The organism is Rhodococcus sp. IEGM 1372 (assembly GCF_030056835.1).
GTDB lineage: Bacteria > Actinomycetota > Actinomycetes > Mycobacteriales > Mycobacteriaceae > Rhodococcoides.
Window position 1 is genome coordinate 52,417 of the sequence record NZ_JASHKS010000012.1, and the last position, 19,883, is coordinate 72,299.

The 19,883-nt window shown below is 64.6% G+C and carries 21 protein-coding genes; 9 read left to right on the plus strand and 12 right to left on the minus strand.

Features of this window, described 5'->3' with window-relative positions; genetic code table 11:
* Positions 1–87 precede the first annotated feature (87 nt).
* From QM590_RS12995 to QM590_RS13005, 3 genes are all read right to left on the minus strand, one after another.
* Positions 88–936, minus strand: a complete 849-nt coding sequence (locus QM590_RS12995; protein ID WP_269595228.1) for a 3-hydroxybutyryl-CoA dehydrogenase — start codon at positions 934–936, stop codon at positions 88–90.
* A gap of 5 nt (positions 937–941) precedes the next feature.
* On the minus strand, positions 942–2,099 hold the full coding sequence (locus QM590_RS13000) for an acyl-CoA dehydrogenase (protein ID WP_068048956.1): 1,158 nt from the start codon (positions 2,097–2,099) through the stop codon (positions 942–944).
* A gap of 147 nt (positions 2,100–2,246) precedes the next feature.
* Entirely contained in the window at positions 2,247–2,894 is a 648-nt protein-coding gene (locus QM590_RS13005) for a TetR family transcriptional regulator (RefSeq protein WP_094640460.1), read from the minus strand.
* A gap of 116 nt (positions 2,895–3,010) precedes the next feature.
* Here QM590_RS13005 and QM590_RS13010 point away from each other — a divergent pair, with 116 nt between their 5' ends.
* From QM590_RS13010 to QM590_RS13020, 3 genes are all read left to right on the plus strand, one after another.
* The gene (locus QM590_RS13010; RefSeq protein ID WP_149406920.1) at positions 3,011–3,355 is read left to right on the plus strand and encodes an ArsR/SmtB family transcription factor; all 345 of its coding nucleotides are present in this window, start codon (positions 3,011–3,013) and stop codon (positions 3,353–3,355) included.
* Between the two features lie 108 nt (positions 3,356–3,463).
* Complete coding sequence (locus tag QM590_RS13015; RefSeq protein ID WP_269595181.1) at positions 3,464–5,161, plus strand: SulP family inorganic anion transporter; 1,698 nt, start codon at positions 3,464–3,466, stop codon at positions 5,159–5,161.
* A 40-nt stretch (positions 5,162–5,201) separates the two neighbouring features.
* Positions 5,202–6,602: a xylulokinase gene (locus QM590_RS13020; RefSeq protein WP_269595180.1), complete on the plus strand. Its 1,401-nt coding sequence runs from the start codon at positions 5,202–5,204 to the stop codon at positions 6,600–6,602.
* Between the two features lie 37 nt (positions 6,603–6,639).
* On the opposite strand, the gene QM590_RS13025 is transcribed toward QM590_RS13020, so the two are convergent.
* From QM590_RS13025 to QM590_RS13055, 7 genes are all read right to left on the minus strand, one after another.
* Positions 6,640–7,713, minus strand: a complete 1,074-nt coding sequence (locus QM590_RS13025) for an SDR family oxidoreductase (protein ID WP_269595179.1) — start codon at positions 7,711–7,713, stop codon at positions 6,640–6,642.
* 65 nt (positions 7,714–7,778) lie between these two features.
* Positions 7,779–8,516 (minus strand): sulfite exporter TauE/SafE family protein, encoded by a 738-nt coding sequence (locus QM590_RS13030; RefSeq protein WP_411567356.1) that lies wholly within the window; start codon positions 8,514–8,516, stop codon positions 7,779–7,781.
* A complete protein-coding gene (locus QM590_RS13035) occupies positions 8,516–9,511 on the minus strand; it encodes an ABC transporter ATP-binding protein (protein WP_269595178.1) in 996 nt (331 codons plus the stop codon). Before QM590_RS13035 ends, QM590_RS13030 begins: the two co-directional genes overlap by 1 nt.
* On the minus strand, positions 9,504–10,523 hold the full coding sequence (locus QM590_RS13040; protein WP_269595177.1) for an ABC transporter ATP-binding protein: 1,020 nt from the start codon (positions 10,521–10,523) through the stop codon (positions 9,504–9,506). The genes QM590_RS13035 and QM590_RS13040 overlap by 8 nt, the downstream gene beginning before the upstream one ends.
* On the minus strand, positions 10,520–11,506 hold the full coding sequence (locus QM590_RS13045; RefSeq protein WP_269595176.1) for an ABC transporter permease: 987 nt from the start codon (positions 11,504–11,506) through the stop codon (positions 10,520–10,522). Before QM590_RS13045 ends, QM590_RS13040 begins: the two co-directional genes overlap by 4 nt.
* Positions 11,507–11,514: 8 nt before the next feature.
* Positions 11,515–12,444: an ABC transporter permease gene (locus QM590_RS13050; protein WP_269595175.1), complete on the minus strand. Its 930-nt coding sequence runs from the start codon at positions 12,442–12,444 to the stop codon at positions 11,515–11,517.
* A gap of 1 nt (position 12,445) precedes the next feature.
* Entirely contained in the window at positions 12,446–14,023 is a 1,578-nt protein-coding gene (locus QM590_RS13055; protein WP_269595174.1) for an ABC transporter substrate-binding protein, read from the minus strand.
* A gap of 339 nt (positions 14,024–14,362) precedes the next feature.
* Here QM590_RS13055 and QM590_RS13060 point away from each other — a divergent pair, with 339 nt between their 5' ends.
* Positions 14,363–15,358, plus strand: a complete 996-nt coding sequence (locus QM590_RS13060; RefSeq protein ID WP_269595173.1) for a 2-hydroxyacid dehydrogenase — start codon at positions 14,363–14,365, stop codon at positions 15,356–15,358.
* On the plus strand, positions 15,355–15,750 hold the full coding sequence (locus QM590_RS13065) for a universal stress protein (protein ID WP_269595172.1): 396 nt from the start codon (positions 15,355–15,357) through the stop codon (positions 15,748–15,750). The genes QM590_RS13060 and QM590_RS13065 overlap by 4 nt, the downstream gene beginning before the upstream one ends.
* Before the next feature lie 7 nt (positions 15,751–15,757).
* Here the strand turns inward: QM590_RS13065 and QM590_RS13070 are convergent, their stop codons facing one another.
* Positions 15,758–15,934, minus strand: coding sequence for a hypothetical protein (locus tag QM590_RS13070; RefSeq protein ID WP_188078738.1), 177 nt, complete (start codon positions 15,932–15,934; stop codon positions 15,758–15,760).
* Between the two features lie 312 nt (positions 15,935–16,246).
* On the opposite strand from QM590_RS13070, the gene QM590_RS13075 reads away from it, so the two are divergent.
* A complete protein-coding gene (locus QM590_RS13075; RefSeq protein WP_269595171.1) occupies positions 16,247–16,582 on the plus strand; it encodes a hypothetical protein in 336 nt (111 codons plus the stop codon).
* Positions 16,579–16,743, plus strand: coding sequence for a hypothetical protein (locus QM590_RS13080; RefSeq protein ID WP_156399697.1), 165 nt, complete (start codon positions 16,579–16,581; stop codon positions 16,741–16,743). Before QM590_RS13075 ends, QM590_RS13080 begins: the two co-directional genes overlap by 4 nt.
* A gap of 141 nt (positions 16,744–16,884) precedes the next feature.
* Here the strand turns inward: QM590_RS13080 and QM590_RS13085 are convergent, their stop codons facing one another.
* Positions 16,885–17,778, minus strand: a complete 894-nt coding sequence (locus tag QM590_RS13085; protein WP_068048920.1) for a LysR family transcriptional regulator — start codon at positions 17,776–17,778, stop codon at positions 16,885–16,887.
* A gap of 153 nt (positions 17,779–17,931) precedes the next feature.
* Here QM590_RS13085 and QM590_RS13090 point away from each other — a divergent pair, with 153 nt between their 5' ends.
* Together QM590_RS13090 and QM590_RS13095 are read left to right on the plus strand one after the other, a co-directional pair.
* On the plus strand, positions 17,932–19,440 hold the full coding sequence (locus QM590_RS13090; protein ID WP_269595170.1) for a SulP family inorganic anion transporter: 1,509 nt from the start codon (positions 17,932–17,934) through the stop codon (positions 19,438–19,440).
* Between the two features lie 30 nt (positions 19,441–19,470).
* On the plus strand, positions 19,471–19,878 hold the full coding sequence (locus tag QM590_RS13095) for a MerR family transcriptional regulator (protein WP_269595169.1): 408 nt from the start codon (positions 19,471–19,473) through the stop codon (positions 19,876–19,878).
* Positions 19,879–19,883 lie beyond the last annotated feature (5 nt).

Genomic DNA, 19,883 nt, shown 5'->3' on the forward strand with positions numbered 1-19,883 from the left:
GTGTGCGCCTCCCGAACGGATGAATGTGGCATTCAGCTTCTCCAAGAAGCTGAATGCCACATTCATCCAGAAGGGGGCGGGGGACTACTACGAATACGAGTAGAAACCCTTACCGGTTTTGCGACCCAGCATTCCGGCGTCCACCATGCGCTGCAGCAGTGGCGGCGGGGCATAGTGCGGTTCGCGGAACTCCGCGTACAGCGACTCTGCGACCGCGAGGGTGACGTCGAGGCCGACGGTGTCGGTCAGACGCAACGGTCCCATGGGGTGTGCGCAACCGTTGACCATGCCCTCGTCGATGTCCTCGGCGCTGGCGAAGCCGGACTCGAGCATGCGGATGGCCGAGACCATGTACGGGATGAGCAGTGCGTTGACGATGAATCCGGCGCGATCGCCGGCGCGAATCGTCTTCTTGCCCAGCGTGTTTCCGGCGTAGTCCGTCACCGCTGCGACGGTTTCCTCGCTGGTCAGCAGGCTGACGACGATCTCCACCAACGGCAGTACCGGCACCGGGTTGAAGAAGTGCACTCCGACTACCTTGTCGGGACGCTTCGTCGCGTTGGCCATCTTGATGACCGGGATCGACGAGGTGTTCGTGGCCAGGATTCCCTCGGGCTTGACGATGGAATCGAGCTTGCCGAACAGGTCCAGCTTGAGCGACTCGATCTCCGGTGCTGCCTCGACCACGAGATCGCGGTCCGCGAAGTCGCCGATCTCGAGTGTCAACGTGATTGCAGCGCGGGCCTTCTCGGCTGCGTCGGCTTCGGTGCGACCGGACTTGACGGCGCGAGCAAAGGACTTGTCGAGGCGAGCCTCTGCGGCGTCGGCCGTCGCCTGGCTCGTTTCCAGGATCAGTACGGAACTGCCGGAGCGAGCACACATTTCGGCGATGCCGGCACCCATCGTGCCGCCGCCGATGACGCCTACGAGGTTGATGTCGCTCATTTGAGCAGCGCCCGCGACATGACGACACGCTGAATCTGGTTGGTGCCCTCGTAGATCTGGGTGATCTTCGCGTCGCGCATCATGCGCTCGACCGGGAAGTCGGTGGTGTAGCCGGCACCGCCGAAGAGCTGCACGGCGTCGGTGGTGACCTCCATGGCCACGTCCGAGGCGAAGCACTTGGCAGCCGCGGAGATGAACCCGAGGTTCTTCTCGCCGCGCTCGGCGCGGGCTGCGGAGCTGTAGACCATCAGGCGGGCGGCTTCGACCTTCATCGCCATGTCGGCGAGCATGAACTGCACTGCCTGGAAGCTCGAGATCGAGGTGCCGAACTGCTTGCGGTCCTTGGTGTATGCGATGGCCGCGTCGAGGGCACCCTGTGCCAGGCCGACGGCCTGTGCGCCGATGGTGGGGCGCGTGTGGTCGAGTGTTTCCAGCGCGGTCTTGAAGCCGGTACCGGGCTCGCCGATGATGCGATCGCCGGGAATCTTGCAGTTCTCGAAGTACAGCTCGGCGGTGGGCGAACCCTTGATGCCGAGCTTCTTCTCCTTGGGGCCGACGACGAATCCCTCGTCGTCCTTGTGCACGATGAACGAGGAAATGCCGTTGGCACCCTTGTCGGGATCGGTCACGGCCATGACGGTGTACCAATCGGACTTGCCGCCGTTGGTGATCCAACACTTGGAGCCGTTGAGGATCCAGTCGTCACCATCGGCCTTGGCGCGGGTGCGCATGCTCGCCGCGTCGGATCCCGCTTCGCGCTCGGACAGGGCGTACGACGCCATCGCGCCACCGGCGAGGGACGGCAGAACCTGCTTCTTGAGTTCCTCGGACCCCTTGAGGATCAGGCCCATCGTGCCGAGCTTGTTGACCGCGGGGATCAGCGAGGACGAGCCGCAGACGCGTGCGACCTCTTCGATGACGATGCAGGCAGCGACGGAATCGGCACCCTGGCCGTCGTATTCCTCGGGAACGTGGATGGCGTTGAAGCCGGAAGCGTTGAGTGCTTTGAGTGCTTCCTCGGGGAAGCGGGAGTCCTCGTCGACCTCTTTGGCGTACGGAGCGATCTCCTTCTCCGAGAGCGCCCGAATGGCTGCGCGCAGTTCGTTGTGCTCGTCGGGCGATTGGTACAGATCGAAGTCGGGATTTCCGGCCATGTCGGCCACGCTCCTCGGTGTGTCGGGGGCGGCACTGCCCACGGAGGGCACTCAGTGCCAAGGATTGCCCCAGTGTACGTCCGAATTCGGACCTGTTCAAGACCGGGTCTCCGGCATCCGGCACTCAGTGCCATCGCGTCGGGTGGCTCAGGTGCTTGTGTGATCGGCCAAGGCGTCGACGACTTTGCTGACGGACGTGCCCCGGGGGAACGACGCGACGACGATCTCACCGAAGAACTGCGCGCGCACCTGCGCGAGTGCCGAACGCAGATCCTCCACGGACGTCGGGAGGCCGTCGCGGATCATCCGACGAAGGATGTAGTTGTGGGTCGCGGTCACCGTGGCCGAGAACTGCAGGATCTCGAGGTGCGGGTGATCGGGCAGAACACGCTGCAGATAGTCGACGAAGAGTCTGTCGTAGCGGAACACGGTGACGATTTCTCGATCGCGCAGTGCGGGGATCTTGTGCACCACCTGGTAGCGCAGGCGCGACATGTCCTGCCAGTCGGAAAACCGCTCGTACACCAGCTGCGCGGCATCGCACACGGCCCGCCAGGGATCGCCCTCGTTCGCTTCCAGGAACGCGCCGGCCTGCTCGAGCAGTATTTCGTGATCGGCGAAGACGACGTCTTCCTTGGCGCGGAACTGACGAAAGAATGTCCGACGCGAGATGCCTGCGGCACCGGCGATGTCGTCCACCGTCGTCGACTCGTAGCCCTTGACGGAGAACAGGTCGAGGGCCGCCGTGGCCACGGTGAGCCTGAAGTCGGTGGATTCTTCGGGGTCTCCGCGCATGGGTGTGAAGGTAGCCGAGTTTCGGGACGGGCAGGGAGGTCGTCCACTTCGGTCTGTTGATTGCTAGTGTTCGCAAGTAGCCTGCTGCGCGGTGGCGGGTGCCACGGGAGGACTTCATGGCCACGGATTCGAGCCGGCCGCTCTACAGAATGAAAGCCGATTTCTTCAAGACGTTGGCGCATCCCGCGCGTATTCGCGTGCTGGAGTTGTTGAGCGAGCGTGAGCACGCCGTGTCCGAGATGCTTCCGGAAATCGGCATCGAGCCGGCCAATCTGTCTCAGCAGTTGTCCATCCTGCGGCGCGCCGGTCTCATCGAAGGCACTCGGGAAGGCCTGTCGGTGTCCTACACATTGACGTCGCCGAAGGTGGCCGACCTGTTGGTCGTCGCGCGGGAAATACTCACGGGAGTGGTGGCCAACCAGGCCGAGCTGCTGGACGGCGAGTCCGGAGCACGTACCTGACTCGACGGCCCGGGATGGTCTGGCTCACGTCCCTGTTCACCTGATTCATTACTTGCTAAACTTAGCAAGTAGATCGATCAGGATCGATGAGTTCTCAGAAAGCGTCACATGTCCGAACCGACGAAACCTTCCCGCACGACCGACGCCGTCAGGGCTGTGACCGCGCTGCTGCCCAGGTGGAGCGAGTGGAAACCGGCCTTCCGCGCACCCGGCGCGGATCTGCTGGCCGGGCTGATCGTGGCCCTGGTCGCGTTGCCTCTGGCACTCGGCTTCGGCGTCAGCACCGGGCTGGGTGCGGCAGCGGGTCTGACCACCGCGATCATCGCGGGAGTCGTCGCCGCGGTGTTCGGCGGATCGAGATTTCAGGTGTCCGGGCCGACCGGCGCCATGACGGTGGTGCTCGTGCCGATCGTCGCCGAGTACGGGCCGACCGGAGTGCTCGCCGTCGGGCTGATGGCCGGAATCATTCTGCTGGCGCTCGCCGGTGCAGGCGTCGGACGAGCCGTCCGGTACATGCCGGCACCCGTCATCGAAGGGTTCACCGCAGGCATCGCCGTCGTCATTGCGCTGCAACAGGTTCCGTCGGCCCTGGGTATCACCGACGCCGAGGGCGAGAAGGTGTGGCAGTCCGCGTTCGACGCCGTGCGCTCGTTCGTCTCGAATGCGAGCGTTCTGACGCCCACCGTGGCCGTCACGGTCGCGATCGTCATGCTGGTCGGCGGCCGCTTGGCTCCGAAAATCCCGTTCTCCCTTGTTGCGGTCGCCGGAGCAACGGTGGTCACTCAGTTGTTCGACCTCGACATCGCCCGCATCGGCACCATTCCGTCGTCGTTGTCCGCCCCGAGCCTGAGCTTCTTCCACCTCGGTGACGTGACGGCGTTGTTGGCACCGGCGTTCGCCGTCGCTGCGCTGGCTGCACTGGAATCGCTGCTGTCCGCGACCGCGGCGGACTCGATGGGCGTCGGCCCGCGGCACAATCCCGATCGTGAACTGTTCGGGCAGGGACTGGCCAACATCGCCGCGCCGTTGTTCGGCGGGATCCCCGCCACCGGTGCCATCGCCCGTACTGCCGTCAACGTTCGATCCGGGGCACGGACCAGGCTCTCGGCGCTCACCCACGCGGTGATCCTCGCCGCGATCATGTACTCCGCCGCGGGCTTGGTGGCCGACATTCCCCTCGCCGCTCTGGCCGGGGTGCTCCTGGCGACAACGGTGCGCATGGTCGAAACAGCCTCCATTCGAGCAATTTCCCGAGCCGGTCGCGGCGACACCGTGGTGATGGCGTCGACCTTTCTCGTCACGGTTCTCTTCGATCTGGTGACGGCTGTGGCGGTCGGCGTCGGGTTCGCTGCGGTGCTGGCACTGCGCGCCGTCGCGCGATCGGCCACGGTCGAGCAGGTACCGCTCGATGCACTCGACGCGGTGTCTAAGGAAGAAGAAGGCCTGCTGCGCGAACACATCGTCGCCTACCGGATCGACGGTGCACTGTTCTTCGGAGCTGCGCACAGCTTTCTGCTCGAGCTCGCCGACGTGTCGGACGTGAAAGTGGTGATCCTGCGCATGTCGCGAGTGACCACCATCGATGCCACCGGAGCTCTGGTCCTCAAGGACACGATCACCGAACTCGAACATCGCCGCATCACCGTCCTCATCTCCGCAGCCAAACCCGAACACCTGCGTCCGCTGACGGCGCTGGGCGTGTTCACCACCAAGGACGACGAAGCGCGCCGTGTTTTCGAGACCACGCCGCAGGCCATCGCCTACGCGCGCACGTTGGTGACCGAGGCAACCGCGCCTCGCGGGTAGGGTCGTAGATCACACTTGCGTAGGAAAGGACCCGCTCACCGTGGCTCTCGTTGCCGGAATCGACTCCTCCACCCAATCGTGCAAAGTCTTCGTTCGTGACGCCGAGTCGGGGGAGTTGGTCCGCCAGGGGCGAGCCGCCCATCCCGACGGTACCGAGATCGACCCGCAGCGATGGAAAGATGCGCTCGACGAGGCTATCGCTGCCGCAGGCGGACTCGACGACGTGGACGCGGTGTCGGTGGGTGCGCAGCAGCACGGCATGGTCTGCCTCGACGACAACGGATCCGTGGTCCGTAAAGCCCTGCTGTGGAACGACACTCGATCGGCGCAGGCCGCGACGGACCTGGTGTCCGAGTTGGGCGAAAAAGAAGGCACCGACGGCGGGCAGGCCTGGGCCGACGCCGTCGGAGTGGTTCCGTTGGCTTCGATCACCGTCGCCAAGTTGCGATGGCTCGCCGACCACGAGCCCGAGAACGCCGATCGCACTGCGGCGGTGTGCCTTCCGCACGATTGGCTGAGCTGGCAGCTCGGCGGGGCATCAGGGCTCGACGCTCTGGCCACCGATCGAGGCGACGCCAGTGGCACCGGATACTTCTCCGCGGCCACTGGCGAATATCGAACGGATCTGCTGCAGTTCGGTTTTCGGGGTCGTAACCCACTGCTGCCTCGAGTGGCCGCACCCAACGAGGCCATCGGCCGCACTCGCAGTGGGGCACTGATCGGGCCGGGGACCGGAGACAATGCCGCGGCAGCCCTCGCCCTCGACGCTCAGCCCGGCGATGTAGTGGTCTCGATCGGCACGTCGGGTGTCGTATCTGCCGTGACCTCGGTTGCGGCCGCCGACGGTTCGGGTCTGGTCGCCGGATTCGCCGACGCCACCGGCCGGCAGTTGCCGTTGGTGTGCACTCTCAACGCTGCTCGCGTCCTCGATGCGACGGCGCGGATGCTGGGCGTCGACCACGACGAGTTGTCGCGGTTGGCGTTGTCGACGACGAGCGACGGTGTGGTGATGGTGCCGTACTTCGAGGGCGAGCGCACCCCCAACCGTCCCGATGCATCCGGTGCGATTCACGGTCTGCGACTGAACAATTCGACACCGGGCCACCTCGCGCGAGCGGCCGTCGAGGGACTGCTGTGCGGTTTGGCCGACGGTATCGACCATCTGCGTTCGCAGGGGGTCGAGACGAAGCGGGTGCTGCTCATCGGCGGCGGTGCGAAGTCTGCGGCATTGCGCGAGTTGGCCCCGGCCATTCTCGGCGTTCCGGTGATCGTGCCCGAGCCGGGTGAATACGTCGCCGACGGTGCCGCGCGCCAGGCGGCGTGGACACTGGCCGGGACCAGCGAGCCGCCGACCTGGGCGCAGGCAAAGTCGAAGACATACGAGGCCGACCCGACCCCGGCGGTGCGGGAGCGCTACGCGCAGGTGAGCGGAAACTCGTAGCAGGCTACGAGTTTCCGTGCACGTGCGGCGCAGCCGCTCAAGGAATCAGGCGCGCGTCTCGGTAGCGCTGGATCACCGAGGCAATGGCGTCCGGGGTGGATCGGAAGCCCAGGAATCCGGCCTTCTTCGACTTGTTCATGTCGGTCAGGCATTCCATGTCGCGACCGAGGTCGCCGTCGGTGTGCCACCACGACGCGAGGCGTGAGACGTCGCTTTCGACCAGATCGTGCTTCTCGGCGATGCGCTTCCACGTTGCGGCCGCGTTGGACATGCGGGGTTCGAGTGGACGCGGTTCGCTGTCGTAGCCCTCGGGCTCGACGCCGAAGTGCGCGGCGAACTGCGGCCACAGCCAGCGCCAGCGGAAGACGTCACCGTTGGCGATGTTGAACGCCTCGTTGTGTGCGTTGTCGTCGGTTGCGGCCCACACCATCTGCTCGGCGAGCAGGTCCGCGTCGGTGAGGTCGGTGAGGCCGTTCCACTGTGTCTCGGAACCGGGGAAGACGAACTTCTCGCCGAGCTCCTTGCAGATTGCTGCGTACACGGACAGCGTCAACATCATGTTCATCGCGTTGCCGACCGCGAATCCGGAGATGGTGTGCGCGCGGTGCACGCTCCATCCGAATCCGAACTTCTCGGCACCGGCGAACAATTCGTCTTCCTGCGCGTAGTAGAAGTTGGGAGTGTCGAGGCGATCCTCGGTCTCGTGGAACGGCGTCTCGGCCATCACTGCCTCGCCGTAGGCATCGAACGGCCCGAGGTAGTGCTTGAGTCCGGTCATCAGCGCGACGTGCTTCACCGAGTCGAGGGGGCCGAGCACGTTCAGCACGTTGCGTAGCGTCGCCGAGTTGACCTCGATGTTCTCCTGCTCGGAGTCCTTCTTCATCCATGCGGTGAAGAACACGACCTCGGGGCGGACGTCGTTCAGCGCCTCCTCGAGCGAGGCCGGGTCGAGCAGATCGGCGGCCACACCGATGACGCCGTCGACCGGAGTGCTGCCACTACGGCTGAGTCCGTACGTGTCCCAGCCTGCGTCGAGAGCAACGCGGCACAAGGCTTGTCCGGAGATGCCGGTGGCACCGACGATCAATGCGCGGGTGTTGTTCGTAGTCATCGACACCGACTACCCGATCGACGCGTTCCGACACGAGATGGCGATTCAACTCACTATTTCGTGAGTTAGGCGAGCGCCGACACCTGCTGGACAACGAGCACGAGCGCGCCGACGGCGGAGACGCTGATCGCGACGATGCGCAGGCGTCGACGGTCGAGCACGCGGTTGACGAGACGGGATAGCAAAAATCCGAGAACGGTCGCCGGGGCCAGGAACACGAACAGCGTGGCGGTATGGGCATCCACCGCGCCGGCGACCGCGAGTACCGCCAGCGAGATGATCGAGCCGACGAGAAAGAAGCAACTCATGGTGCTGCGCAGTTCGGCTCCGGTGTTGCGTTGCCACACCAGTGCCATCGGGGGTCCGCCGATCGAGGTGGCCGTTCCCAGAATTCCCGACGCGGCCCCGGCTACCACCAGATTTCGTCTGTGCGGCAACGGGACCCAACCGAAGGATGTCAGTGCGACGCCGCCCAGCACCACCAGCGCGAGCAGGATGGCCAGTCCGCGCTCGGGCAACAGCACGAGCAGTAGTGCGCCCACCACCGAACCGGGTAGCCGACCGGCCAGCGCCCACCCTGCACCCGAGAGGTTCAGGGCAGTGCGATCACGAATCAGAACGAGCACACTGACGACCACGGCCAGCATGATGAGCGTCGCCGGGATCAGGCCGGGGTCCACGATCGCCACGATGGGCGCGGCGAGCATGCCCATCCCGAATCCGATGGACGCCTGCATCGCCGATGCGAAGAAGATGGCCAGGGCGACGACGAAGAATCCGGTGACGCTCAGGTGTGTCGCCATCACGTCCCGGCGGCGACGAGGCCGAGATTGCCTGCGACGAGGGGATAGTGACATTCGGCGATGTGATCGGCCTCGTCCGCGTCGAGCGCCACCGGGGGTGCCTCACTGGCACACAGGTCGGTCGCCTTCCAGCAGCGCGTGCGGAAACGGCATCCCGACGGCGGATTCAGCGGCGACGGTACCTCGCCCTTCAGCAGGATCTTCGTCCCGCGGTTCGACGCGTCGAGAGTGGGTGCGGCCGACATCAACGCCGCGGTGTAGGGGTGGGCGGGCCGATCGAATACTGCCTCGGTGGCTCCGGATTCGACGATGCGTCCCAGGTACATCACCGCAACACGGTCGGCGACGTGTCGCACCACCGACAGATCGTGCGAGATGAACACGTAGGAGATGCCGAGTTGCTTCTGCAGATCGTTGAGCAGGTTGAGCACCTGCGCCTGTACCGAGAGATCGAGTGCAGAGACCGGCTCGTCGCAGATGATCACGTCGGGGTTCAGCGCGAGCGCCCGCGCGATGCCGAGGCGTTGGCGTTGACCACCGGAGAACTCCTGCGGGAAGCGGTTCTCGTCGCTCGGGCGCAGGCCCACCAGGTGCAGCAGTTCGCGGACCCGTGCCGAGCGATCGCGGCGAGTCTTGTACAGGCCCTTGTGGGTTCGCCACGGCTCGCCGATGATATCGCCTGCCGTCATGCGTGAGTTCAGGGAACCGTACGGGTCCTGGAACACCATCTGCACGCGTCGACGCCACGCGAGGAGTTCCTTGCCGCGCAGCGCGAACGGATCGATGCCGTCGAAGGCGACCGTGCCCGAGTCGGGTCGTTCGAGCATCATCAGGGTGCGCGCGAGAGTGGATTTGCCGCAACCGGATTCGCCCACCAGCCCCAGGGTCTCACCGCGTCGCAGATCCAGGTCGATGGCGTCGAGGGCACGGAGCTTGCCGCGGCCGACGTCGAAGGTCTTGTTCAGACCGCGCACGGTCAACAGTTGCTCAGACATGGCTGGTTACCTCGTTCGGGAAGTGGCAGGCCGACATTCGGCCGGTACCGACGGATTCGAGCGGCGGGCGAGCACTGATGCAGATGTCGCGGGCCAGGGGGCAGCGGGCCTGGTACACACACCCGTCGGGAATGGAATGCAGGTCCGGTGGCGTGCCGCCGATCGACTTGAGATCCTCACCGCGGACGGCGTGGACGGGCACCGAGTCGAGCAGTCCCTTTGTGTATGGATGGCGCGGTTCACTGAACACCTCGGACACCGGTCCGGTCTCCACCACGTTGCCCGCATACATGATGGCGACCCGATCGGCCTCCTCGGCGACCAGCGCGAGGTCGTGGGTGATCAGCACGACGGCCATGTCGTGTTCGGTACGTAATTCCTTGAGCAGAGCCATGATCTGGGCCTGGACCGTCACGTCGAGCGCGGTGGTGGGTTCGTCGGCCAGCAGTACCGACGGACTCAGTGCCACGGCCATGGCGATCAGCAGACGTTGGCGCATACCGCCGGAGAACTGGTGTGGGTACGAGTCGGCTCGCGACTCCGGTTCCGGGATACCGACCCGGGTCATCAGCGCGATGGCTTCCGCGCGTGCTTGTTTGGCGGACATACCCCGGTGAATCCGAAATGGTTCGGCCAGTTGGGTTCCGACGGTGTAGACGGGATTGAGGGCTGTCAGGGCGTCCTGGAAGACGATGGCCAGTTCTGTGGCGGCAATGGTGCGCCGCACTTTGGTCTTGGCGGTGACCAGGTCCACCTCACCCATTTCCACCGAGCCGCCGGTGATGTCGGCGATCGGCTCGAGCAATCCGACGATGGCCTGTGCCGTCATGGACTTGCCGCAGCCGGATTCACCGAGCAGAGCCAGGGTTTCACCGCGTCGGGCGGTGAAGGTGACGTTGTCGACGGCGCGAATGACGCCCGACGGAGTCCGCAGATCGACGGTCAGTCCGCGAACGTCGAGGGCGACGCTGCCGGTGTCGGGTCGCTGGGGTGCGGTTGCCGGTGCGCTCATGAGACGACCTTTCGTGCGGGGATCAGGCGAGACCGCTTGGAGCGGGGAACGTTGAGCCGCCACCGCTGCGCCGGATCGGTGGCGATGCGGGCCCAGGCAGCGAGCACGGTGGCCGAGACGGTCGTCAGCACGATGGCCAGACCGGGGAAGAACGAGAGCCACCAGGCGGTCTGCAGGTAGGTGCGGCCCTGCGAGACCATCAGTCCCCACGAGACGTCGGGCGGCTGAATGCCGATGCCCAGGAAGCTCAGTGACGATTCGGCGAGAATTACGAAGCAGAAGTCCAGGGTCGCGACGGTGAGCAGGGTCGGCAGCAGAATCGGGGCCACATGCCGTCTGATCACCGATCCGCTCTTCGCACCGAAGGTGCGGGCGGCGTCGACGAACAACCGACTCTGCAGTTCGGCGGACTCGGCGCGGGCGGTACGTAGGTAGATCGGAATGCGCGTAACAGTGAGGACCAGAACGATGTTCGCGGCACTGGGCGAGAAGACGTAGAGCACCACGACGGCCATCAGCAGCGACGGGAAGCTGAGGATCACGTCGGCGACGCGCATGGCCGCGGTCTCACGCCAACCGCGATGGAAGCCGGCCCACATGCCGATGAACGAGCCGATGATCGCCGAGAGGATCACGGCCGGAATGGCCACCGAGAGTGTGGTTCTGCTGGCCACGATCAGCCGGGCCAGCATGCTGCGTCCCAGCGGATCCGTGCCGAGGATGTTCATCCACCCGGTGTCGAGGGTGAACGGCGGCAGATTCGAGCGGTCCAGATCCTGATCGGTGGCAGCGTCGCCGACGAGCATCGGGCCGAAGATCGCGGTGAGGAAGACCAGTACCAAGATCGCGGCGGCGACGGTGGCGACCCTGTCTCGCAGCAGCAGCTTCCACAGCGGAGCCGACGCCTTGCGGGCTTCCACCGGAACCGACGGCGGAACATCCTCGGGCTCGGATGTTTTCGGTGCTTCGAAGTCGAGTGACATGTTCTTACCTAGACCTTCACCTTGTCGCGAACCCGGGCGTCGAGCAGTGCGTAGCAGGCATCGATGACGATGTTGAGCACGAATATGCTCACCGCGGTCAACAACACGGCCGCCTGCAGAACAGCGAAATCTCTCTGCAGGATGGCGTCGATCATCAACTTTCCGATGCCGGGCCAGCCGAAGATGGCCTCGACGACCACCGCGCCGTTGACGAGCCCGACCATCAGGTCGCCGGCAACCGTGAGCGCCGGTGCAGCGGCGTTGCGTAGAGCGTGGTGGGTGACGACTCGAAGATCGCCTGCCCCTTTGCTTCTCGCGAGCCGGACGTACGGTGCCGACAGAGCCGAGACCATCGCGCCGCGAACCACCTGTGTCAGTACGCCGAGAGGGCGAATGAGCAGGGTGGCGATCGGCAGCACCCAGGAGAGCATTCCGCTGTCCACGCCCGAGGTGGGCAGCCAGCCGAACAGGATGGCGAAGACGTAGACGCCCATGATGGCGAACCAGAAATCGGGGATGGACGCGGCCGTCATCGACAGCAGGCTCGAGATGCGATCGGCCAGCGAATTCGGTCGGTAGGCAGCCCAGCACCCGATGACCACAGCACCCAGGATGGCGAGGAACATCGTCGCGAACGCCAACTGCAATGTTGCAGGGAAGGCCCGCAAAGCCATTGCTGCTGCGTCCTCGCCGGTGCGCAGCGACTGCCCGAAGTCCAGTTGAACGACGCCCCTGAAGTAGTCCATCAGTTGCGTCAGGACCGGCTGGTCGAAGCCGTTGGTGGCGCGGAACGCCTCGCGTTGCGCCTGGGTTGCAGACTCGGGCAGGTACAGGCTGGTGGGGTCGCCGGTGAGCCGAGCGAGGAAGAACACGCCCAGCAGAACGACGAACAGCGGGATCAGGCTGGTGTAGATCCGTCGGCGCAGGAATCTGAACATGTCAGGGCCTCTCGGTGTCGGCGCGGGTCATGGCGGCGAGATGCATTTCGTCGACCGTGGCCGAGTTGGGGGTGTAATCGACCGAGGATGCCTTGGCGAGCACCCCGTTCATGTGCGCGATGTAGGCCATCTGCATGATGTCCTTCGGTTCGTCGGCGAATACCTGCGCGTAGGCGGCCTGCCTGTCCTCGCCGGTGAGAGCCCCCGCGGCAGCGATCTTCCGGTCGAATTCAGCTGTGCCGTAGGCACTCTGGAATCCGTCACTGGTGAAGTACTGATCGACGGTGAACGCGGAGTCGCCGGCTTGATTGCCGTGCTGAATCACCAGCAGATACGGGCCGACGTCGGGGAACGGCCGCTCCTGGTACTCGGCGGTGCCTGCGGCGTCCATCATTTCGATCGTGACGTTCATGCCGATCTTGGACAGTGAGTTCTGGATGACCTCCACCGTCTCGTTGATCTTCGGGAACTGCCCGGTGCGTCCGATCAGGCGGATCTCGGTATCGACGGGTACGCCATCGGCCCGGGCCTCGTCGATCAGTGTGCGGGCCTGGTCCATGTCGTAGGGCCACGGTGTCAAGTCCTCGTTGAAGCCGACGACGCCCTCGGAGATCAATTGTTCTGCAGGGGAGCCGAGTCCACGGAACAGTGCCTTGACGATGCCCTCGCGATTGATGGCGTAGTTGATCGCCTGGCGTACGCGCATGTCGTCCAGGGGCGGTTGCATGGCCTGGATGCGCAGCGCCGTGGTTTCGTTGTTGGGGTACGCGACTCCCAGATCGCCTGCACCGTCCTCCGGTCCGACCGAGGTGGCGATCTCGGCCTCACCGTTGGTGACCATCGAGGCGCGAACGCTGCCCTCGCTGCGCCACTGGTACTCGGCCCTGGCGTACTCGGGCTTCGGGCCCCAGTAGGTTTCGTTGCGCACCAGCGAGAGCTTCTGGCCGTAATCCCAGCGCTCGATCGCGAACGGTCCCGTTCCGATCGGCTCGCGTACTCGCTCGGTGTAGCTCGAGGTGCGGGGCACCATCTCCACGAACGAGAGCCGAAGCGGCAGAATGGGATCGGGCTCGGGCGACTGCACGGTCAGCGTCATCGGGTCGACTGCGGTGACCACCAGGTTCGCGTCGCCGAACACGTACCCCTCGACGTTGCAGCCCAGTTCGGAATTGACGGTGCGATCGATCGAGAACGCGGCGTCCTCGGCCTCGAAGGGACTGCCGTCGCTGAACGTCACGCCGGGGTGGATGGTGAACGTCCATTCGGTGTCGGAGGTCTGCTCCCACGAATCGGCGAGCTTGGGCTCGAGATCGCCGGTGCTGGGGTTGCGTTCCATGAGCGGCTCGGTGATGTTCGAGCGCGTCACCACACCCACCGACGTGAGCGAGACGTCGCAGGCTTCGAGGGTCGGCGGCTCCTGCGGCAGAACGATGCGAAGAGTATCTGCGCGGGCGGCTCCGCCGTTGTTGGAGTTGGCGACGGTGCAGCCGCTCGCGACAAGTGAAAGTGACAGCGCGCCAACGACTATTGCGGCGACGCGGTGGGTCCGTCCCTGCTGCACGAAGAGTGCAGGGCTCATGGTGGCCTCCAGTGGGAAAAAGGATCCGCGTCTGCAAGTCGCAGCCGAATCTGTGACGGTAGACACACGGTATGAGCGGGCCGTATCCACCGTCAACCGGACGAAATCGACTTTTCGACCAGTTCTGTGGGTCACAGTGGCGGCTCCGCTGCGGTCCGAGTCACAGCATTGCTGGACTGACCAGGCAAGATGCATGTCGACCCCGACAGGGCTGCATCGGCGACGCGTCGTTCATGCCGTTTGGGTATCGGTCCATGTTATTTCCGTGTTGGACAGGTATTCGAAGGGCGGCATACCGTACAGGAAACGTGCACGCTCCACCATCTCGCGAGGAGAACCATGGTCACCGTCAGCTCGCAGAAAACCTCTGTGTCTCAATCCGATTCGCAACGAGGCGGTCGAGTTCTCCGAGTGGGACCGCTGAAGCCGTCGTTGATGGACACCCTGGTTACCGAGTACGACGCGCTGGAACTGCCCGAGGGCGACGATCGCGACGAGTTCCTGTCCGAGCACGGTGCGTCGATCTCTGCGGTGGTCACCTCCGGCCGCACCGGCGTCGATGCTGCGTTGATGGAACGGTTGCCGCAGCTCGGAGCCGTTGTGAACTTCGGCGTCGGCTACGACACCACCGACGTCGACGCGGCAGCCGAACGCGGCGTCGTCGTCAGCAACACCCCCGACGTGTTGACGGACTGTGTGGCCGACCTCGCCGTCGGTCTGGTGATCGACACCGTGCGCGGCCTGTCCTCGGCCGAGCGATTCGTGCGCGCCGGCCGCTGGCCCACCGAGGGCAACACGCCACTGACGCGTCAGGTCACCGGAAAGCGCGTCGGAATAATCGGACTGGGTCGCATCGGCTCGGCAATTGCCGATCGGCTCAACGGTTTTCGCTGCGAGATCTCGTACCACAATCGCAACGAGATAGACGGTTCGCCCTACGTTTACGCTGCCAGCCCGACAGCGCTCGCCGAGAACGTCGACGTACTGATCATCGCCGCATCCGGCGGTTCGGGGACTGCGCATCTGGTGGACCGCGCAGTGCTCGAAGCTCTGGGACCGCAGGGGTACTTGATCAACGTGGCCCGCGGGAGCGTCGTCGACGAGGAGGCCCTCATCGAGTTGCTCGCTGCGGGGAAGCTCGCCGGAGCCGGCCTGGACGTGTTCGCCCACGAACCGAACGTGCCCGACGCCCTGGTGGCCATGGACAGCGCGGTGCTGCTGCCGCACGTGGGCAGCGCAACGGTGGAGACGCGGGCCGCGATGGAAGCGCTCACGCTCGAGAACCTCGATCGCTTTCTTGCCGACGGCACCCTCGTCACGCCGGTGACGCGATGACCGTCGTCGTCGGCTACTCGCCGACCACCGAGGGAAAAGGCGCGCTGCCCTTCGCTTTTCGCGAGGCAAGCATGCGCGGGACGGACTTGATCGTCGTCGCCGAGGACAGCAGTGCATCCGACGCCGACTTCGGTGCGGCCGTCGAATCCGCCCGTGAGGAGGCGTCGGCCATCGGGGTGGCGACGAAAATTCACGACAACGAAGCGGGCCGCTCGCATGCCGACAATCTGATCGACCTGTCGTTCGAGGAGCAGACGCAACTGGTCGTCATCGGCATCAGGCGTCGATCACCCGTCGGAAAGCTGTTCATGGGCAGCATCTCTCAGCGCGTTCTGCTCGAGGCGCACTGCCCGGTGACGGCCGTCAAGCCGCCGGTGGGGACACAGCGTTGAGTGCGCTTCATCGGCGGGTCCTGCCGTGTCGAATCAACACCGCGATACCCAGTCCGATCAGGGTCAGAATCAATGGTGCAACTATCGCCATGTTCGAGCCGATCGCAGTGAACAAGATGAACGCCGCGAGAGCCGCGAGGAAGTACACAGCAGCGAAACGCGGTGTCCAGAAAACAGTGTCCATCGGGCCCTCCTGAGTGAGAAGCGATGTGGCGGCGTCCGAAACCTTTACCGGAAGCCGCACTGGTAAATCCTAAGTCAAAGTAACGACCGTCCGCCACCCCTGTCATGCAGACGATCCATCTATCCAAGAATCTCGCGTAGCGGTCTCTCGAACCTCAGAGGTGCTCGAGCTGGTAGGTCGATTTCGTGTCGGTGGGTCGGGCGACAGTTTTCATACCCACGGGGGAGAGTGTGGGTATCCGGCGATCTAAGGCCAACCACTCGGCAAGGTCCACCCACGATGTCTCGGCCCCACCTGGAAGGAACCTGGCAGGTGCCAGCACAAGCCTGGATCACCCTCATCGTCGGTTTGATTGCCGTCGTCGGCGTGGTGGGAACCGTCAGCCAGCGCACTCGGGCGGACAACCGTTCTCAATCCTGGCAACGCATCACCTGGTGCCTCGAGAGGACCGTCAGCGAGAACGACGACGAAGCCGCACTCGGCTGGAAAGTGTTCGGCACCGTTGCCACGACTCCGTTCATCGCGCGCACCGATCGCGACACGCTGCAGGCGATCGCAGATCTCACCGTGAAGCCACAGGACGACCTGGCGGAACCTGCCGAAACCGGCGACAATGAAAACGACACAGAGACGGAGGACTCCCGATGACCACCACCGAGAACCGCCCCGCGGGCCGTGGACGCTCGATGAAGGTCCGGTCCGCAGCCGCCGAAGCATCCATCAAGCTCCGCGAGTACGACAATAAGCCCGTCCCGCAATGGCTCCGTGACGTCGCAGCTGGCAAAGACACCAAGCCGCCCAAAGATTGAGCAACCCACGAACCCGACAAGGCCCGCTCCCAACCAGGTGCGGGCCTTCGTTGGCTTTCGAGGCGCGCCGTATTCACACGAGCACTCGACCGAGACCGGCTTCGGGCACTGTCAAACCACGGCTCGATCAGCAGGAAAAAATCACGACCACTCCCGCGTCGGCAGCACATCGGTCATGAAGCGGTGCAGTGCCGGGTTGTCGTTGTCCACTCGCCAGGCGGCGTCCAACTCGACGGGGCGTTCCTTGACCGTCCGAACCGGCCGGAACACAACACCTTCCGGCCGCATGGTCGATGCCGACTCCGGTACCAGTGCCAATCCGATTCCGGAACGAACGAGCACCAGCATCGTGTGCACCTGGGTCACGTACTGCACGTAGCGCGGAGACACCCCGACGATGGTGAAAGTACTGATCAGCAGTTCGTGGAAGTACCGCGCGTCGACCGGTGAATACATGATGATCGGCTGCTCGTCGAAGTCCTCCACCGACAGTTCGCTCTTCTCGGCCAGTGGATGAGTGTCGGGCATCGCCGCGATCAACGACTCGTGCAGCACCGGCCGCGACGCGATGCCCGGACGCTTGAGCGGTGGCCTGGCCAACCCGAGATCGATATCGCCGACGGCCAACGACTCCATCTGCACCGCCGAGACCATTTCGCGTAGAACGAGTTTCACGTCGGGCAACTTCTCGCGTGCGGCGTCGAGCAACTGCGGCAGCACCGCATGCGCCGATGCGCCGGTGAATCCGACGACGACGGTCCCCAGATCGCCGGTGGGGACGCGTCGCACCGTCAGTAGTGCGCCCTCGGCGAGGTCGAGGATGCGTCGGGCCTCGGGTAGGAAGGCCAGGCCTGCTGCCGTCAGGGTCACCGATCGGCTGGTGCGGTCGATCAGCTGTACCCCGACTTCGCTTTCGAGCTGTTGAATCTGCCTGCTCAGCGGCGGCTGCGTCATGTGCAGACGCTCGGCAGCGCGGCCGAAGTGCAGTTCCTCGGCGACGGCGATGAAGCAGGACAACCTGTTGAGCGAGAACATCGATTCATTCCTTGCATCGCGCTGGCGGTTTCGGCATGCCTTGTCATATCAATCTAGCGGAGAGTCGACAGCGCGACGAGTAGCAACCTTCCCTCCGGTAAGAGTAGAGTCGCCCGCGCAGGACGTCCCCTGCACTCATCGAATGGAGCCGTCGTGTCTCGAGCTGCCCAGGTGCCTGCCACCGCCGTCGAAGACGTCTCGGTGCTGGGTGCATTGCGCTCGCCGAAGCGGCTGAAGACCGAAGTGCTCGCAGGCCTGGTCGTGGCGCTGGCGTTGATTCCGGAGGCCATTTCGTTCTCGATCATCGCCGGCGTGGATCCGCGCGTCGGGCTGTTCGCGTCGTTCACGATGGCCGTCACCATCTCCATCGTCGGGGGCCGGCCGGCAATGATCTCCGCGGCCACCGGAGCGATTGCCCTGGTCGTCGCTCCCTTGGCACGCGAGTACGGCCTCGACTATCTGATCGCAGCAGTGATTCTCGGCGGAGTGCTGCAGGTCGTGCTCAGCGTTCTCGGTGTCGCCAAGTTGATGCGATTCATTCCGCGCAGCGTCATGGTCGGATTCGTCAACGCGCTGGCGATCTTGATCTTCAGCTCCCAGGTGCCGTACCTGATCGGGGTGCCGTGGTTGGTCTACCCGATGGTCGCCGTGGGCCTGCTCATCATGTTCTTCCTGCCCAAGCTGACGACCATCGTGCCGGCACCGCTGATCGCGATCGTGATACTCACCGGCGTCACACTCGTCTTCGCGTTGGCAGTTCCGGATGTGGGCGACGAGGGTGAACTGCCGTCCTCGCTGCCGTCGTTCCTGATTCCGGACGTGCCGTTCACGTTCGACACACTGTCGATCATCGCGCCGTTCGCACTGGCGATCGCGCTCGTCGGCCTGCTGGAGTCTCTGATGACGGCCAAGCTCGTCGACGACATCACCGATTCGCATTCCGACAAGACCCGCGAGGGTTGGGGCCAGGGCGTGGCGAATCTGGTCACCGGCTTCACCGGCGGCATGGGCGGTTGCGCGATGATCGGCCAGACCATGATCAACGTCAAGGTCTCCGGTGCGCGTACGCGGATCTCGACATTCTTGGCCGGAGTCTTCCTGCTGATCCTGGTCGTCGGCCTCGGCGACATCGTCGCGCTCATTCCGATGGCCGCACTCGTCGCGGTGATGATCATGGTCTCCATCGGCACCTTCGACTGGCACAGCATTCACCCGAAGACGTTGCGGCGCATGCCCAAGAGCGAGACCCTCGTCATGGTCGCCACGGTCGCAGTCACCGTCGTGACCCACAACCTCGCCTACGGCGTGTTGGTCGGTGTGGTCACCGCGATGGTGTTGTTCGCTCGACGGGTCGCGCATCTGACCGAGGTGGTCGATGTGGCTCATCCCGACGAGGACACCCGGGTGTACGCGGTGAAGGGTGAGTTGTTCTTCGCGTCGAGCAACGATCTGATCTATCAGTTCGACTACGTGGGAGATCCGAAGAACGTCGTCATCGACATGTCCGAGTCGCACATCTGGGACGCGTCGACCGTGGCGACCCTCGATGCCATCACCACCAAGTACGCCGCGAAGGGCAAGACGGTGGAGATCGTCGGCCTGAACGCGTCGTCGATCGAGCGGCACGACCGCCTCAGTGGAAACCTCGGTGCCGAACACTGACTAGGGTGGGCGATCGAGGAGAGGCGGCACATGGCAGACGACGGCATGCACATGCAGATCGGACAGGTAGCTCAGAGAACCGAGCTGTCCATCCGTACGGTGCGTCACTACGACGACGTCGGCCTGGTCACGCCCTCTGCTCGGACCGTCGGCGGCTTCCGGCTGTACACCGAGTCCGATGTCGAACGCCTGCTCGTCATCCGTCGGATGAAGCCTCTGGACTTCACGCTGGCCGAGATGAAGCAGCTACTCGAATCCCTCGACGTTCTGGGCGCCGCGAACGCGACCGACGACGATCGGTCGTCGGCCGCGGCTTTCGTTCGTGAATGCCACGCCAAGGCAGAGGAAAGCTGCCGTACGTTGCGGCGGCAGCTCGCCTACGCAGAAGAACTCACCGAGGTGCTGTCGACTCGCGGGGCAGCAGCCCGGAGCGAGTAGGTTCG